The 15974-nt window shown below is 55.8% G+C and carries 14 protein-coding genes and 4 pseudogenes; 11 read left to right on the forward strand and 7 right to left on the reverse strand.

Features of this window, described 5'->3' with window-relative positions; genetic code table 11:
- Nucleotides 1-256: 256 nt before the first annotated feature.
- Together NKJ57_RS04085 and NKJ57_RS04090 are read left to right on the forward strand one after the other, a co-directional pair.
- A pseudogene (locus NKJ57_RS04085) lies at nt 257-901 on the forward strand (substrate-binding domain-containing protein); the annotation flags it as partial.
- Nucleotides 902-1194: 293 nt separating this feature from the next.
- Nucleotides 1195-1457: pseudogene (locus NKJ57_RS04090) on the forward strand (transglutaminase family protein); the annotation flags it as partial.
- Here NKJ57_RS04090 and NKJ57_RS04095 read toward each other — a convergent pair.
- Nucleotides 1410-1586, reverse strand: a complete 177-nt coding sequence (locus tag NKJ57_RS04095) for a hypothetical protein (RefSeq protein WP_198021034.1) — start codon at nt 1584-1586, stop codon at nt 1410-1412. The pseudogene NKJ57_RS04090 and the gene NKJ57_RS04095 sit on opposite strands and share 48 nt — an antisense overlap.
- 894 nt (nt 1587-2480) lie before the next feature.
- Between NKJ57_RS04095 and NKJ57_RS04100 the strand changes: the two are divergent.
- The 4 genes and pseudogenes from NKJ57_RS04100 (at nt 2481) to NKJ57_RS04115 (ending at nt 6681) form a co-directional block, all read left to right on the forward strand.
- A pseudogene (locus NKJ57_RS04100) lies at nt 2481-3618 on the forward strand (helix-turn-helix domain-containing protein).
- 231 nt (nt 3619-3849) lie between these two features.
- Nucleotides 3850-5043, forward strand: a complete 1194-nt coding sequence (locus tag NKJ57_RS04105; RefSeq protein ID WP_352510552.1) for a tyrosine-type recombinase/integrase — start codon at nt 3850-3852, stop codon at nt 5041-5043.
- 278 nt (nt 5044-5321) lie between these two features.
- Nucleotides 5322-5600, forward strand: a complete 279-nt coding sequence (locus tag NKJ57_RS04110; RefSeq protein WP_352510553.1) for a helix-turn-helix transcriptional regulator — start codon at nt 5322-5324, stop codon at nt 5598-5600.
- Nucleotides 5601-5607: 7 nt separating this feature from the next.
- Nucleotides 5608-6681: a hypothetical protein gene (locus NKJ57_RS04115; protein ID WP_352510554.1), complete on the forward strand. Its 1074-nt coding sequence runs from the start codon at nt 5608-5610 to the stop codon at nt 6679-6681.
- A 963-nt stretch (nt 6682-7644) separates the two neighbouring features.
- On the opposite strand, the gene NKJ57_RS04120 is transcribed toward NKJ57_RS04115, so the two are convergent.
- On the reverse strand, nt 7645-8142 hold the full coding sequence (locus tag NKJ57_RS04120) for a hypothetical protein (RefSeq protein WP_352510555.1): 498 nt from the start codon (nt 8140-8142) through the stop codon (nt 7645-7647).
- Between the two features lie 439 nt (nt 8143-8581).
- Here NKJ57_RS04120 and NKJ57_RS04125 point away from each other — a divergent pair, with 439 nt between their 5' ends.
- Together NKJ57_RS04125 and NKJ57_RS04130 are read left to right on the forward strand one after the other, a co-directional pair.
- Nucleotides 8582-8722 carry a hypothetical protein gene (locus tag NKJ57_RS04125; protein WP_352573646.1) on the forward strand — a complete coding sequence of 47 codons (141 nt, stop codon included), beginning with the start codon at nt 8582-8584 and terminating at the stop codon, nt 8720-8722.
- 290 nt (nt 8723-9012) lie between these two features.
- Nucleotides 9013-9294: a hypothetical protein gene (locus tag NKJ57_RS04130; RefSeq protein WP_352510556.1), complete on the forward strand. Its 282-nt coding sequence runs from the start codon at nt 9013-9015 to the stop codon at nt 9292-9294.
- Nucleotides 9295-9383: 89 nt separating this feature from the next.
- Here NKJ57_RS04130 and NKJ57_RS04135 read toward each other — a convergent pair whose 3' ends face one another.
- Nucleotides 9384-10343, reverse strand: coding sequence for a GIY-YIG nuclease family protein (locus tag NKJ57_RS04135; RefSeq protein ID WP_352510557.1), 960 nt, complete (start codon nt 10341-10343; stop codon nt 9384-9386).
- 801 nt (nt 10344-11144) lie between these two features.
- Here NKJ57_RS04135 and NKJ57_RS30860 point away from each other — a divergent pair.
- Nucleotides 11145-11231: pseudogene (locus NKJ57_RS30860) on the forward strand (competence protein CoiA family protein); the annotation flags it as partial.
- Nucleotides 11232-11312: 81 nt separating this feature from the next.
- Complete coding sequence (locus NKJ57_RS04140; protein ID WP_502902015.1) at nt 11313-11903, forward strand: competence protein; 591 nt, start codon at nt 11313-11315, stop codon at nt 11901-11903.
- Between the two features lie 19 nt (nt 11904-11922).
- Here the strand turns inward: NKJ57_RS04140 and NKJ57_RS04145 are convergent, their stop codons facing one another.
- On the reverse strand, nt 11923-12711 hold the full coding sequence (locus NKJ57_RS04145) for a hypothetical protein (protein WP_352510558.1): 789 nt from the start codon (nt 12709-12711) through the stop codon (nt 11923-11925).
- Between the two features lie 92 nt (nt 12712-12803).
- Between NKJ57_RS04145 and NKJ57_RS04150 the strand changes: the two genes are divergently transcribed.
- Nucleotides 12804-13052 carry a DUF982 domain-containing protein gene (locus NKJ57_RS04150; protein ID WP_352510559.1) on the forward strand — a complete coding sequence of 83 codons (249 nt, stop codon included), beginning with the start codon at nt 12804-12806 and terminating at the stop codon, nt 13050-13052.
- Between the two features lie 951 nt (nt 13053-14003).
- Here the strand turns inward: NKJ57_RS04150 and NKJ57_RS04155 are convergent.
- The 3 genes from NKJ57_RS04155 to NKJ57_RS04165 all read right to left on the reverse strand — a co-directional run.
- Nucleotides 14004-14720 (reverse strand): tyrosine-type recombinase/integrase, encoded by a 717-nt coding sequence (locus NKJ57_RS04155; protein ID WP_352510560.1) that lies wholly within the window; start codon nt 14718-14720, stop codon nt 14004-14006.
- 486 nt (nt 14721-15206) lie between these two features.
- Nucleotides 15207-15437, reverse strand: coding sequence for a helix-turn-helix domain-containing protein (locus NKJ57_RS04160; protein ID WP_084566247.1), 231 nt, complete (start codon nt 15435-15437; stop codon nt 15207-15209).
- A 270-nt stretch (nt 15438-15707) separates the two neighbouring features.
- Nucleotides 15708-15974, reverse strand: a 267-nt coding sequence (locus tag NKJ57_RS04165; protein WP_352510561.1) for a transposase, incomplete at its 5' end; no start/stop codon positions are given.

The following is a 15974-nucleotide window of genomic DNA, read 5'->3' on the forward strand; positions in this document are numbered from 1 at the left end:
GACAAAAATGGTTGATCGCAATAAAATTGCCGGTCGACGGCTGATCGGGACAGCGCTGCTTTTGGTCGCCGCGATGGGCGGGCTTACCGTCGCGGATGCCAAGGAAGGCGCCCCCGGCATTACCCAGCGAACGGTATTCCCCGCCTTCGATCCCCATGCGCCCTCCTGCAACGCTCCGGTTGGCCTCACAAAAGTGTTGGCCTACGTGCAGGAGAACGAGCGCGACTTCCTGCAAGGGGTCGACCACGGTCTGTCCATGGCTGCAAAGAACCGCGGCCTGGAATATCGAAGAGTGTTGGCGGAAAACGATGTGGGTAAGGCGATAGCCCACGTGCAGTCTTTGGTCGCGGCGAAGGTTGGCGCCATGGTTGCCACCTCATCGGATCCAGTGGCTTTCAGTACGGCTCTTCAGAAGGCGATCTGGTCGGGGGCGTTTGTTGGCACGATTGTGCCCCCACCGGCAACGCTGCTGCTCAATGCCCCGCAATATCGAACTGGCAAGGTGCTGACCGATGCAGCCATTGACCATATCAACACCAAGCTCGGCGGTAAGGCCAAGGTCGTTCTGCTGACCCAGGATACGATGGAGTTTCTGGCGCCCCGGTTCACGGCTATGCGCGATGGCCTGAATGCGATGCCTGGCGTGATCATCGTCGCCGATATCGCACCCAAGCCGGTTACCAAGGAAGGCGGCGCCGCTACCATGAAAACCATCCTGCTGGCCAATCCGGATGTCGACGTCGTGCTCGGCGCGGATGCGGTCGTGCTGGGTGCGCTTGAAGCGTTGCGCGCGGCAGGCAAAGACCGACCTGACCAATTCCTTGGCGGAATTGACGGAGAGGCGGAAGCTGTCGCTGAAATCAGGAAAGGCAACAGCCCTTACAAGGCGAGTATCTCGTTGTCCTCGCCCGTCTTCGGCTATGCCATGGGACAGTTTGCGGCCGACTGGCTTGAGGGCAAAAGCATCCCGCAGGCGATGGACATCCTTCCTATAGCGCTGACAACTGCCAATCTCGCGCAATACGAGGCCGATCTCAAGGACCCCGCCTCGGTGTATGCCAACGCGGCGCGCCGGGATGCATACCTCAAGATGTATGGAAACATCTGCTATGACAGCCGCGACCGATATATAAATTCCCTTGGTCGTCCGAGCAGAAGTAGCTACGCGGTGCCACCGTCGATCTGGCATCAGACTGCTACGCCTTTGGGCTCGAACCTCGTGACTTCCACGCCGTGTTCGAAGCCTACCTGGGTGGCCGCTGGTGGCTTTTCGACGGCACTAGGCAGGCCAATCTGGACGTTCTCGTTCGCATCGGTGCGTCGCGATGCAGTCTGAGATCGCGTTTGCTTCGCAATTCGGCGACATCGATGAGGGGCCGGTCAAAATTACTATCGAGCATGCGGACGGCTCAATCGAGCCCCTGGGCCTGACAGTCGACGCAATCTCGACCGAGGAAGAATGGGACATCCTGAGTCGGCGCGATGTTGTAGCGCGGCTCGTCGTTGCGTCCGGTCTCGGCCTGGGAAGTCAGGCGGTACAGCCGGTGGATTTCCGACCACGACAGATATTTGGTGTAGCGTCTCACATGGCTCTGCCTCAGTTGCGCAGGAGTTCAGGCACGCTGAGCGGGCCAAGGTCGAGAATTCTCCTATAGCCGTCGCCGCGGCGACGCCGCGTATCTTGCCCTTCCAGCGATCCCGCTTCGCGTCGCAGTAGTCGTGGATTTTGGTCCGGTTCCGACGGGTGCAGAGGTCATCAGGCAGCGCCACCTGGTGTGGCCATTTCTGGTCGATCGTCGACGGCGGCGGAATGCTTCGCTGCGCTGGACCATTAGTGGCGACAGCCGCCGGCCTTTCGCTCTCACGGAGATAGATGTCGGCCTGATGGCGTCTGCCAAAGAGATGGCCATCCGACCGGGCCCAAAATCGAGATAGTAGCGGCGGCCAGAAGGATGCCGCCAGCAATGTTCACCATCAACATGATGTCCATCGATCCCCCTCTGCTATGTCGCAGCCATGTGGACCTGCCGATAGTCGCAGGAAACTTTTTGAAATCAACACCGGAACAATGTGTGAACACTCTGCTACGGTTTTTGCAACGCAACGCTACGGTATTGGCCGGCACGGGATAGCACAAAGCCGACATAAGTGAGCTGCAAAGCGTTGACGGGCAAGGATTTGATAACACCGAAGGGGAAGGGCAGGGACGGCAGCAACCGAATTTCAAGACCGGTGCCTCCGGGCCGAGACGTGTGGATCATGTCGCATTCTATGTCGCGTCGACTAGCCGCTTGTCACAGGAAACCGTTGAAAATCAATGCAACCCAGTTGCAACATGGCGCGACACGTAACGGCCTAGTCAAGTTGCCAGGATTTGTTCCAACCAATTGATTTATCAGCATATGCCCTTCCCGAGAGATGGGTGACAGTTCATTCCGGAGACATGGGTTACACTTTCGGCCCTTTGCAAGGAGAGCAAGGTGCCTTGGAAGGAGTGTAACGTCATGGAAGAGCGGCTGAAGTTCATTGCTTGCCGTGAGTTCGATATCTCGCGCAAGACCGGCTACAAGATCCTCACACGCTACAATGACAGTGGCCTTGAGGGGCTGACGGATCGATCACGCCGACCCTACCGCCACGCCAATCAGCTTCCGTTTCAAATCGAGAAGCTGATTGTGCGCCTCAAGCAAGACAAGCCGACCTGGGGTGCGCCAAAGATACGCGAACGGTTGGCCCGGCTGTATCCTGACGTTCACCGGCCTGCGATCTCGACGGTGCATGCGGTTCTCGACCCGCCGCAAGCGAAGGCGCAACAGCGCGATGGGAACACCACTTTCAAACGGCTATCGGCCCAACGATCTGTGGTGTGCCGACTACAAAGGCGAGTTCATGCTCGCCGATCGGCGCTATTGCTATCCGCTGACGATCACCGACTTCGCCAGCCGCTATCTCATCGCCTGCGAGGCGTTGTCGACTACCAAGGAAGCCTATGCCTTCACGGTGTTCGAGAGCGTTTTCAAAGAGTTCGGCCTGCCCAGCGCCATCAGGACCGACAATGGCGTTCCCTTTGCCAGCCCAAACGCGCTGTTCAATCTCAGCAAACTGTCGGTCTGGTGGCTGCGCCTGGGCATCGACATCGAGCGCATCCAGCCGGGCTGTCCGCAGCAGAACGGGCGCCATGAGCGCATGCATCTGACTCTCAAGAAGGAAACCACCAAACCGGCTGGCGCCAATTTCCTGCAGCAGCAGGCCAGGTTCGATGACTTCATCAATGAGTTCAACTCAGAACGCCCACATCAGGCGCTCGACATGGCCTGTCCAGCCGAGCGCTACACGCCGTCACCGCGCATCTATGCCGGCCTGCCGGATCTCGATTATCCGCTTCACGACAAGGCCGTCACCGTCACCACCTGCGGCCGCATCTGCTACAATCGCAAGAAGATCAACCTCAGCCTCGTCTTTGCCGGCCAGACCGTCGGCATCAAACAGGTCGAGGACCATATCTGGCTGGCTTCCTTCATGGATTATGATTTGGGCTACTTCGATGATGAGACATGCAGGCTCGAACCACTCCAAAACCCCTTCGGGCCAAAAGTGTTACCCATGTCTCCGATATAAACCGTAACCTATGTGTCCGGAATGGACCATAAAGAGATGGTGCCCAGAGGCGGCATTTACATAGGACCACAGCGTGTATCAGGGCCTATCAAATTTCCTGTAAGTGTCGATAGTTGCTGATTTTTATGTCTCACGTCGTCGCAATTGAATGCAACCTATCATAGATGGATAGGTGGGCCTTGCGGTGGTTTGTGATCGGTGACATTTGGGAATTTTGGAGAGGTGAATGCGATGCGCGCCCTCAACAGGCTAAGCGCCATTGCCGTCAAGAAATTAACACCGGGCAAGCACGCTGACGGTGGGGGATTGTGGCTGCTGAGGCGCGATGACGGGGGAGGTCAATGGTTCTTGCGCTACACGATGCACGGCAGGCGGCGGGAAATGGGCCTTGGCTCCATCGTGGGGGTCAGCCTCAAGGAAGCCCGCGACGGAGCCGAGAAATGGCGGGCGGTGGTGCGGGCTGGAAGAGACCCCATCAGGGTACGCGACCACGAGAAGCGGGAAGCCGCGCGCAACCTGCACCTTTTGGCCGACATCGCCAAAGATGCTTTTGAGTCGCGCAAGGCAGAATTGAAAGGCGACGGCAAAGCTGGCCGGTGGTTCACGCCGCTGGAACTGCACGTGCTACCGAAGCTTGGAAAGGTGCCCGTCGGAGAAATAGACCAGCGCGACATTCGTGACACGCTGGCGCCGATTTGGCACGTCAAGGCCGACACGGCGCGCAAGGCAATGAACCGGCTGAGTATATGTCTCAAACACGCCGCCGCGCTGGGCCTGGAAGTGGACCTACAGGCCACGGACAAGGCAAGGGCCTTGCTGGGTAGGCAACGGCACAAAGCTGAAAATATTCCCGCCATGCCTTGGTCGCATCTGCCGGCATTTTACGCGACGCTTAAAGACGACAAAATCACGCATTTGGCCCTGCGCTTGCTAATCCTCACGGGGGTGAGGTCAGCGCCTATCAGGTATATTCACGAGGATCAGATTGAAGGTGACGTGTGGACGATACCGGCTGAGGCAATGAAGGGGCGGCGGGACGCCACCACCGAATTCAGGGTACCTTTGTCGGCGGAAGCGCTTGCCGTGATTGAGAAGGCCCAGCAGTTTGAGCGTGACGGATACCTCTTTGCCAACCCGAAGAAGGGCGTCATTAGCGATATGGCCATGAGCCAACACATGAAGCGTGCCAAGCTGGAGTACAGACCGCACGGGTTCAGATCATCCTTGCGGGATTGGCTGGCGGAAACGACCGACGCCCGGCACGAAGTAGCCGAAACCATGCTTCGCCGTACCATAGGATCAAGCGTTGAAAGGTCCTACCGCCGCACCGACTATTTGGATCAAAGGCGTGACTTGTTGGATCGTTGGGCGGGTCATGTCGCAAGCCACGTTGGCAAGAACTATCGTGCTCGGGTGAGACTTTAAGTGGCGCGCAAGGTCGGGCCGGCAGTGCCGCGAGCGGGATGAACTGCTATCCCCGACCCAGCGGCGCACACTACGCTTGGGATTTTTCGGTTGGGAGCACCGGTACGTTAGGGCGAGCGTGGCAGCCAACATGCTCGGCGTCAGCGCTGCTCAGTTCCGCAAACTAGACCGAGAACTCAAGACCTACCAACTGAGTCCAACGGGGCGACGTCTGTTCCTTGTCCGCGACGTGCTGCTCATAAAAGCAGACCTGCCTAGCCGTGGCCACAGGATCTAGGATGGCCCAGGCTGTGAAATTTCTGAGCGTCAAGGAAGTTGCCGTGACGATGCATGTGTCAGTCGCGACCATCTGGCGCTACGCGGAACGCGGCACCTTGCCGGAACCAGTCCGGATAGATGGTCATACGTGGTGGATTGAGGCGGAAGTTCTGGCTGTGATTGAGAAGAAAATGGCGATCCGCCAAACGCACGTAAATGCGTCGATACCGTCGGTACCGACATCGAAGACCAAGAACAATCGCTTTCGTGTGCACCTTGATAGAAGCGGCTTGAAGTAAGCGCGACATGGCAGCCTTCTTGACCATACCTGGAATTGGGACGTTTCGGCCCACGTTCGACGCAATCAACATTTGCACCGAAGTACCAAAAGACCAGCTAGGACAACTCCTGCCGATCGAGGAACTCGAGCGGCGCAGTCACTCATTCAAGATTGAGAAGAGACACGGGAAGCGAGGCAGCCGGCTTAAGATCGTTTGCCTGCCCGACAAGGCGGTCCTGAAGCTGCTCCAAAAACATGAAGCTGCACTTGGCTCGTATTGGGTAAACAAGGTCGAAGCGGCCTTCGACATTGATGCCAGGTCAGAGAAAACTGCCCTTCTTGTTCGAGACTGGCTGCTTCGGCACCTTGGTAAGATAAACCACGAACGCGGATACATAGGGTTCGTAAGCAAGGCGAAAAAAGGTCCGAGGCTTACGGCAAAGGAACTGAAGCGTCGGGGCCTATTCGACCACCCCACGATCTACTTCGAGCACGATAAGGCGGCCCACAACTTAAAAATATACATTCGGCGAAGAAAGCTGGCGCTGGGGCAGTTTGGATCGATCATTGCCCACCTAGAATGGACATCGAAAGGCGGCCGAGCCGTCAGGACTCATTTTGGCGGCGACCAGCTTTCGGACCTCATCAATGCGAACTTGGAGAGCTATCTTCACCGGTTCCTGATCTTGGAACAGATCGACTACGTCAAACTCGGCAAGCTGCTCGCACCACGGACCGTGATGCGGCACGCGAAACTTACGTCGAGCAACCCCCGCGCGAACGCCATTCCGGTAACCGCTCTTTTCCGGGATGCGGACTACCGAGCAAGTAGGGTCGCCCACCTTGCGATCAAAGTGCTCGAAGAGCGCGAATGGCCACAGATAGAAGAAGTCCGCAGTGTGCCCGAAGAAGTTTGGCGATCCTCCCCCGCACAGATAAAGGGACGGTTCCGGGATGCCATCAGAAAAATGCAGGCAAAGCGACACGCAAAAAAGCCTGCCAAGCGACGGCTTCAGCGACACCCGCTTACAATGAAGAAGCTACAAACCTGCTTCACAAAAATCTCACTGAGAAGGAACCGCGTACGGTTGAGAAAATAGCCGCCATAACAACCCTAATGTAAAGCGTAGACACCACCACCGCCTAATTCCCACGAAATCACAGTGAGATAAGACAACCACGACTTTCATAGAATGACCACGATGAACACGCCTTGATCGTCACCAACACGACAGCGTTGTTTAATGTGATGGTCACATGTAATTTCCTGTCCAGGAAAAGAACCATCAAGTGCAAACGATTGCCGGCCCCGAAAAAGGTAGGGCTGGCCACCGTTGTCGGCTTAACGCTAGGCGGAACACTGCTCTTTTCGCCCAGTGTCCAACGTTGGTGGACAGGTCAGCCTTCACAGGCCGACAACGGGCGATACAGCTTGGAACGACACCTCAGCCGGCAAAGCCCTGGCAAACCGCCTTCGTGCGCTTCTAGGATCTGTTTCCCCACGCCGCAGTCATCGGCATTGGCGGGATGAGTCGGTCCGGACCAGGCGGCATCCACTCAACGGTCTAGACCATACATCACAGGTACAAGTGATCGGCTACGGCGAGTCAGCTTGGTGACCCGACAAAAGGCGCACAGCGGCTTGCTGCACTTGGCCAGTGTGGAAGCCCGGCAGATACCGTTGCGCTTGGTGGCGGCTGTTTCTGAGGCTAGGAGGGGCGGTCCCAATTTGCGCGCTGGGAGGGGTCCCCTTCTCACGTTACCTTGCTTCGAAATCGCCGTAGATTTTTTATGACTTCCTGGCATGGCCCATGCGCAAACATCTTCAGTCACCATCAAGGACCGGCGACAACGACCCTAGCGACGTGCGATCAACTGGCAATTGCCTGTCGTCGCCCCGACAAACGCCTGACACCGCACGCTCTCAGCGGCCTTTCTTGACCTCATAAGGTCTGTCCGCTTTTGACCGTTGCCTTCCCACGGAACGACCATGGAGGTCCGGATCGGGTGGAACGTTGCCATTCGCCACGTTGATGGGGACGAGCAAGTGGCGGACGAAGCCGTCATTCGGCCACGAGCAGATCCCCCCAGCTTATCCTGAGGAAAGGCTTCGCCGTTTTGGGAAGCTTCGAGCGAACGACCATTCGGGATGAGACTTCAAAGTCCGCGTTGATCTTCACGACGAGCAGCTTGTTGAAGTTACCTGCTAACTTCACGAAAACCTCGTCCTTGATTTTGAACGGGGTGATGGTCTTGATCTCAACGTGATCGTTGCCAAGCCTACCATCAGAACCCTGCGCATAGTTCTTGTTCAGCTTTATTCCATAGGTAATGGCGCCGAAGAGTTCCCCAATGTCTCCGTACACATTGAGATGACGACCTGTCTCAAGGTGGTAGCTTTCTGCCAGCGACAAGAGATCCTGAAAATAAGGAATCAAAGATCTTATCGCATTAGGATATTTTGCTCGCCACTCCTGGTATTGGAGCTGTTCTTCTACGTCGGACCAGGAGACCCACTCGCCGTCGTCATAGAAGGCCTGATTCCAGATATCATCATCCATTTCACACCTCTTGGAAGTCCGAACTGTATCGGAAGCCGATCAGCAAGATGCGGTCGAGTTTGAGCGGTTTGGGCCCGAAGCAGTCTTTGCCCCATTGCCTATCAGACAGTTGCACAGGGTCGAACCCAAGCTGTAGCGCGAAAGTCAGGTTTGGAGAAGCGCCGGGAATGGCAGCTCCTGGCGCAACGCTGCCGTCCGACGCCGGAGTATGTCCGCTTGAGGCTGGAAAAGCGGTGGGCTACGACCCTAATAGATAGGCATACCAACCAATACCCCTATTTTCACATGAATTATCAAAAAGATAGACCGACATAGAATACCCCAACGAACGACTATGGAACGACCGCGACCTGGGAAAAACGCCTCACCTACGATTGACCGTTGCCTGTAGGCGGACTGCTGGTTTTCCTGGGGATGTGGCGTATGGAAATTCCCTTCCATGGAAAAGAAACGTCCATTGAAAAGTGAAGTTACCCTGATCGTGGAGATTGCCCGATCTCACGCCACCGCCGAAGCCGGCATTGCAACATGCTCTTTTCGTCCGTTCAGAGGGAGCAAGGAAGGCTTGGCCGGCTGTTAGCGTGTATCGGGCCGACAAATGCCTGGACAGTGGTGCTTCATGCCTGACGGGTGCGCCTACACCGGCAACGCTTACCAACTTCGCGACAGCCTTATGTCTAGGTGCATCAGATGAAGGGGGGGAGTGCCGTGGTCGTTGGTCTAGGAAACATCGTAGGGCTTAGACGCAATGATCGTTCCTTGATATGCAGGTGAAAAACAGCACCGCTTTAGGAGGGCTGTTTCCGGTTGCTGCTCACCATGATAGTTTATCCTTGGAATTAAACTCACTACCTCACAAGGTTTGAAACAGTGAATAAGAAGGATACAGGATATGGAGCTGGGTTTGTAGGCGGGATAATACTATTTTTGATAGTCATAAACGTGATCTATACCGACCAAGATGGCTTTCGTCCTTCTTGGTTGAACCAAATCACGTTTTGGACGGTCGCAATATTCGTCGTCGCTGGAATATTGCATTCCACGTCTGAAGAAAAGCGACAGCGTGAGCATGAAAAGTGGCTTGCAGCTTTAAGCGAAGAGGACAAAAAAGCTTATCTCACAAGAAAAATGGATGTGCGCGGTGATGAGTGAAATCTGATTTACTTTAACAAGCAGATCGGAGGGCCGGTCGCGATTTGCGGTGAGAGAGGGGTATGGGCGCGATCGTACTTCCAGCAGTACTACAACTTATTTTTCCCAGGAGCGCCCTTAATAACAATCGAGTAGGCTGAACAATGCTGAAGGAACGCGCTTTGCACTGCAACTCCTTTGCCAACAAAAAATTCTCCGCCGACCGAGCAGAACTTCTTGTCAAAAGAGTTCTTCAGGACGGCTTCAGATTCGTGGGCTGACTCCCCATCCTGGAACTTATGATTGGCTACAACTTTCCATTTAACCACTGATGGCGGGGGAAAGCCGCTGTTCAGTTCGCACGTCCTCCTTTTGAGATCGTTGCTCCTTCCCACCTTGAAGAGAGTATTTCCAGAGTAAAGTGGCGAGTCACCAAGCAGGTACGTAGCGGATCCGGTAAATTCCATCAGGTATAAAATGTTCTCGCCGTCCTCAGACGTGTGGGTTTTGGAGCCAAAGGACGGCGGAATCCCAACAGACGGTTTGAATATCTTAACAGCCTGTGTAGGAAATGCATCAACGGTCTCGATTGGAGTCTGCCCATAAACGTTCACTTCAACTATTGGATAGCTCAATGCACGTTCAGTTTCCTGGGTGTTCAACAAGACGCCGCGACTTGCCCTATCAAACCGAAAATCATTTGAATAAGCCTCTACCGCGATATTTCTAATATGAACGTTGTGTAGGAGACGCCAAGCGCGCGTAACTACGAGACCATAATTCCAGCGGTCCTCAAATTCTCCATCTTGCCTTCGCTGCACGGCTTTGGGTGACATGCGTTCAACGTCCAGGCAGAGCTCTGTTGAAAGCTCCAAAAAGCCCAAGGCTTGGCGCGTTTCCTCGGCCGCCGTGTGCTCGTTTACACCGCCATATATCAAAACCCAATCGCCACCGTTCGCCGCATTCAGGAACTGTTTCCGATCTCCTTCATGCGTGAAGCCAAAATACCCCTCGTTCTCTGGATCAAAACCCCAAAACGCACGAAGCCAGACTTGCTTTGATGTCTCCATTACCCCCTCATAGCCGCGCCCGTCTGCGCGAGCTTCTTTGGCTCAGGCTTCGCGCAACGGCACAGACCGTCATTACCAGCAACGCACGTCAACGCAATCTCTTCGTGTTTTCGTCTCTCCGTGGAAGGACTTTTGTCACGATTCGGCGTCGTTTTGCGCGAGCAATGGCTCACTTGCCTCCTCGGATGACGGCCGAGACAAACTTGACTTCCCTCGTCCTGCCGTGATCGCGCGCCGCAGTGCCTCGCGGTCTAGGCGACGGAGCGTTCCTGGAGGGGCCGGTCCCAGTTTGCGGCGGGGAAGGGATACCTTCTTGCGTGACCTTGCTTCGAAATCGCGGCAGATTTTTTCTGACTTTCTCACTGTGGGCCTTTAGCGCGAGATTTGGCCGCTGAGCGGCATACCGCTTGTCAGCAGTCTCTGACCGGCGGATCACTTATCGGCGGTTGTCGGGCTTTCTCGGCAGCGACAGGGGTGGTCTACAATCTTGCCACCTCTTGGCGGCGGTTGCCGCCCTTCCCGACAGACTTGACTGAGCCAGCAAGTCGGATATTTTTGGTGCATGCTTTGAGAAGAAGCGGCGCCGGGCATTTTCTGAGCCGCATGATAACCGACGACGGTCCGACCTCACGTCGAAGATAAGAAGAAACAGCACCAGCTCAGGCTGGCCGCGCTGCCGACATAGCTTCCCAAACAAGAAATCTGGCTGCCGCCTACGGTGGTGTGCGGCCCTGAACGCTTATGGAGAAGAACATGCGGTTTGCATTGGTGAACGATATTCGGTGTCAGGCATCGCCTGGAATGGTCGCTTTCTGCCCGGGCTGTTCGCGGCCAATGACTGCAAGGTGCGGAACGCAAAGGGTCTGGCACTGGGCGCATCACGGCAACAGGAACTGCGATCCGTGGTGGGAGCCCGAAACCCTGTGGCATCGCAGCTGGAAGGACCAATTTCCAGCGGGATGGCAGGAGGTGGTCCAGCGTGACGAGGCAGGCGAGAAGCATATTGCAGATGTGAAGACCGAGTATGGCTTGGCTATCGAGTTCCAGCACTCGCACTTGCCCATGCAGGAGAAGTCAGCACGCGAGGCGTTCCATCGAAATATGGTCTGGGTCGTGGACGGAGCGAGGCTGAAGAGAGATCGATCCCGGTTTCTGCAAGGTCAAAGGCTTTTCAAGCCCATACCGGGGACAAGCATTTTCATTACCCGTAGCCCAGAGCAGAGCTTTCCCTTGGCGTGGCTTACATGCACAACGCCGGTGTTCTTCGACTTCGAGGGTATCGAGGCAATGGATGATCCGTCGGGGCCTAACCGTGGCATGCTCTGGTGTCTGTTGCCGGAGCGCGTCGAAGGGCAGGCCATAGTTGCGGCAGTTCCGCCAAGTGCATTCTTGAATGCGGCTCGGAAGCGAGCGCAGATCTTTCCAGTTCAAACGGTCGTGAAAATGGTCGCCACCAGACTCAGGCATGAGCGGGTGCTGGAGGCCAGGCGTTGGTCCTATGTTCTTCCTCCGCGCCGGGGACGACCGTTCCACCGGGGTCACAGAATGAGGGACGTTTGAGGCTGGAAAGCCGCAGCGGTCACAACCCTAATGAAAGGCATAGACAGCGGTACCGCACAACGTCTGGTCTGAGCTGAAAATCCTTCGCTACGATCCGCTGATCTTCTTTGCGGTGTTCGACGCAATGTCGCGTGTTGCGAACCTGATGGCCAAAGAGTGCCACAGCCTTTGCATAAGCCGTTGATGGGGCGTTTTCCCCAAAGGCTTTTGCAAATGCCAGAGGGAGGTTGTCAGGAAATTTTCCTTCGGCTTTCATTTGCGGGCCATAGAAGACTTCGGCGAGACGATATATTGCTTGAAGCGCGTGTTCCGCCTTCTGGATGAACGTATTCGCTCGAGACTCGACTTCCGTGACAGCTGGCAGTCTTGTCGGATCCTTCGACGCCTTTACATCGGCAATTCGCTTTTCTTGGTCTGCCTGTAGGTGATCCAGAACCTTCTGCGCCGCCAGAAGGTGAGTCATGATTTCGGCTGAGACCAAAACCACTCGGTCTCTCACCTTCTCATCCGGAAAATGGGTTTTGGTAAAAAGTGCGTCGGCCGACAGAAACGTTCGGGCAACGATGTCGGATTCCGAACCAGCCTCAGCGAACAATTGCTGAGTGTTGGGAACATTAATGTTTGTGCGATCAGGGTCAATTTGATCCGCGAGTCTGATCTCATGCACTGAGTTCTGCTTTATCACAAAAGCTGATCCCGTGGTCGCGACCATGTTCAGGACCGCTGCTCGGTCGCCTTGGCCGCCGATTGTCATCGAGAACGCGGATTCGCGTCTTAGATCGATTGGACGTTTGGGTGGCTTACTCATTGTCTTGCCCTACGATATCGCTGTGAGGATAAGGCGGCGATTACCTTCACCGAGAACACCATTACAACAGCCCCCAGCGAGTGCAAATTTCAATGACCGCAAATGGCGCTATGCTGCCCCCCAAAAAGAAGAAGACGGATCGCATAGGCATGCGCCATGGCGTCAACCACGTCCAAGGTGCTGCGGAGCCACTGCTGACCTGGACCAAGCGTGGCCCAAAATGGCAGCAGGCCGTGGAAGCCTATGTGGCGGCCATGGCAGACGAGGTATCCCCGAAGGATGTCCGAAAGGCCTTTGAGGAAGCTCCCATGGAAGAAGGAATGTTCCTCCCCTCTTACTAACGCGGTCCCGATCTATTTTCGCGATTTTACCGAAGGCGAGTTTATCTAAGTGATTGTGCTTGAGACCAAGGGCGAACCAATTGCACATGATACGGCCTGCAAGGCGGATTGGTTCAATCTGATGACTGATGACTGATGGCTGATGCCGTCGCCTAGACGGCCATGGTACAGGCAGGACGCGACCCTCACAGGGCTGCCAACGAAGCATTCTAAGGTGGGTGTTCAGGTGGATCGAAATCCGCCAAGTTCCTGTATCTTACTGGAAATAAAGCAACTTCAGTCAAGAACTGGTGCCCAGAGGCGGATTCGAACCACCGACACGCGGATTTTCAGTCCGCTCAAAATCGCTTACACCCGGAACTGAGACCTCGCCGTGTTGGTCTGGATTTGCAGATCTCAGCGCTGCCACTAGTCCAGCGACCGGGTGTGGGGACGTTTCACTCTTCGCTCGTCCTGGATCCGAAATATCGAACCGCTCACCGAGCGTGATGATGGGCGTCGACCAAAGGAGGTCGTACAATTCTTGGCGGTGAAGGTGTGCTGCACTCGGCTTTTTTCCATGGCGGAGTGACGAACCCAATCGTAAGCTGCTCAAAGGCGAACAGGGGACGACGCGCATTCCTGGCCTCTAAAGCTCGCTGCGTTCCCTGATAGGCCGCGTCCATTTCTCTGTTAGGCTGAATAGGGAATTTTATGCCAAGGCGTTGAAACTGCGCCGGGATTTTAGGTCGAAAATGGCTCAGGCGCCCAAAATCGCCGAAAATTCGCTGTTTTTCCGGGCGAAACAGGGACGATCAGACAGAGACGGGTTCGCTCCAGACTGCCACCACCACCATAACCATTGATTTCATTATTAAAGATATGCCTCGGCCCAAAACGTTTTGGGCCCATTATGGGCCCGAAGAAAAGGGCACCCGATATGGGACCCTGCTCATGGTCGGTTGATTTCACTTACTTGACGACGCGCAGGGCCGCTCGCTGCTTCATCGCATCGCGTTTGGCCTCGCGCTCGTTGATGGCGCGGGCTATGTCGACGGCCATTCGCTTCTTGTTAGCCTGCCGGACATATTCGTCCGTCACCGTCATGGAAGAATGCCCCATCGCCTCCATGATGGCACGCGATTGGGTGTTGCATTCGGCGAGATACGTGCCGAAGGTGCGGCGTAGCCCGTGGAGAGTGTAGCCCTCCGGAATGCCGGCCTGCTTGTTCCAATGTGCCATCATGCCGGTGAGGCTCTTTTCCGCGAATGGACGCCCATAGGCATTCTTCAGTACCGTTCCGCCTTTCGAACGGTCGAGCGGCGCCAAGGCTTGCGCCAGCTTGTCGAGGATGGGGATAAACATCTCGCGACCGCCGTGACGGTTGCGGTTCTTCTTCTGCCGGAAATCGAAGGCTTCGATCACCCCTAGGGAGCCATCGAACAGTTCGATCTCCTCGAAAACCAAATCGTCCCATTGCAACGAGGCGATATCGCCTCGTCGCTTGCCGAGCCAAAAGGCGAGCGTGTAACAGGTGCGCGGCGGGGAGCCGATCGGATGGCGCGCCTCGAACTTTTCACGAATGGGGACCGGCCACGCGGGATTGGTGGTGGATTTAGGAATGCGGACGCGGATCGACAGTGAGGGATTGTTCTGCGGTTTGCTCCATTTCTCAACTTCGATCCCCACCCACAGGAGCTTCTTGATTGCGACCAGCAGGTGCTTGGCAACCGTCCGGTTGGCGGCAAAGGCGCTTTCGACAATCGCACGCAGATGGTCGGCGTCGAGATGTTCCTACTGGCGTATCGCGCCAAGTCAGCGGGTAGGCAGGTTCGACCTGCTCCGAAGGAAGCGTTCAATCAGCCTGGCATTCTTCCGCTGCGTTGCTTCGTCCAGCCATTCCATAGTCCCTTCAAGTCGCCGCGCTGCATGACCGAACGTCTTTGGCAACGCCCGACCGGGTAGGTCGATAATAATTGCCTTTAGGCCCTGGCTCTGGGTCGCCCTTTGTAGGCAGCCTCGAATTCCGGATCACCGGGCTGGCCGGGGAGGCGGATTTCAGGCATTCCCTTTGCACGATAGCGATAGACTGTCTTTCCATTTTTGAGGCGCGACGAAACGCCGGGGAAAGTGTCATCCTTGAATGGCCGGGCGATTAGGCCTCCTTCCAGTCCTCTACCGCCGCTTTTTCACATGCGGAGAGACCTCTATCATCGCTTCAAGCGAAAGGTTTTTGCTTTCGAGGGCAACGCGTAGGAGTTTCGGGTACGGGAAACCTCGACCTTGCTCGATGCCCTCGTATGTGCGTTTCGGTATTCCCAACACCTTCGCTGCACTCTCAGCAGTGAAACCTCCCTTCGAACGCCAGGCTTTCACATCTCGCGCAAGCTTGTCATTCTCGTTCACGTCATCATTCCACTCGGAGGATAATGGTACTACGCCCACAGCGTATACGCAATGCGCGTAGCTTCCTATCTTGTTGCCGCCTTCTGCTTACTCCGATCTAACAGTTCTTGGAGGCCGTTATCTTTGTCTGGCAGGGAGGAGAAAGCGATATCGAGGGTGACACGATCCCAAATCGTGCGACTGTTGATGAGCTTAGGCCTCGGCATGCGGCTATCGGCAACCATGGTTGTGTGCGTCAAGTTCTGCAAAATGGGGCAGCCATGATGCTGGTCATGCGGCTTGGCGCAGAGCGAGCTTCTTGTGCTCGCGCAGGTCGTCCATGTTGATGTATCGGTTGGCCTCCATCCAGTTTTCATTGGTCTCGACGGCCAAGGCCCTGACCAGGCGCAGGCAGCTTTCGGTATTGGGGAAGATGTGCACGACATAGGTGCGCTGGCGGATTTCCTCGTTGAGCCGCTCCAGCATGTTGGTGGATTTGAGATGCTTGTGGTGCTGTCTCGGCAGCCTGAAGAAGGTCAGGGTTTGTTCGATGGCATC

The sequence above is a fragment of the Mesorhizobium sp. M0077 genome (assembly GCF_040322955.1).
GTDB lineage: Bacteria > Pseudomonadota > Alphaproteobacteria > Rhizobiales > Rhizobiaceae > Mesorhizobium.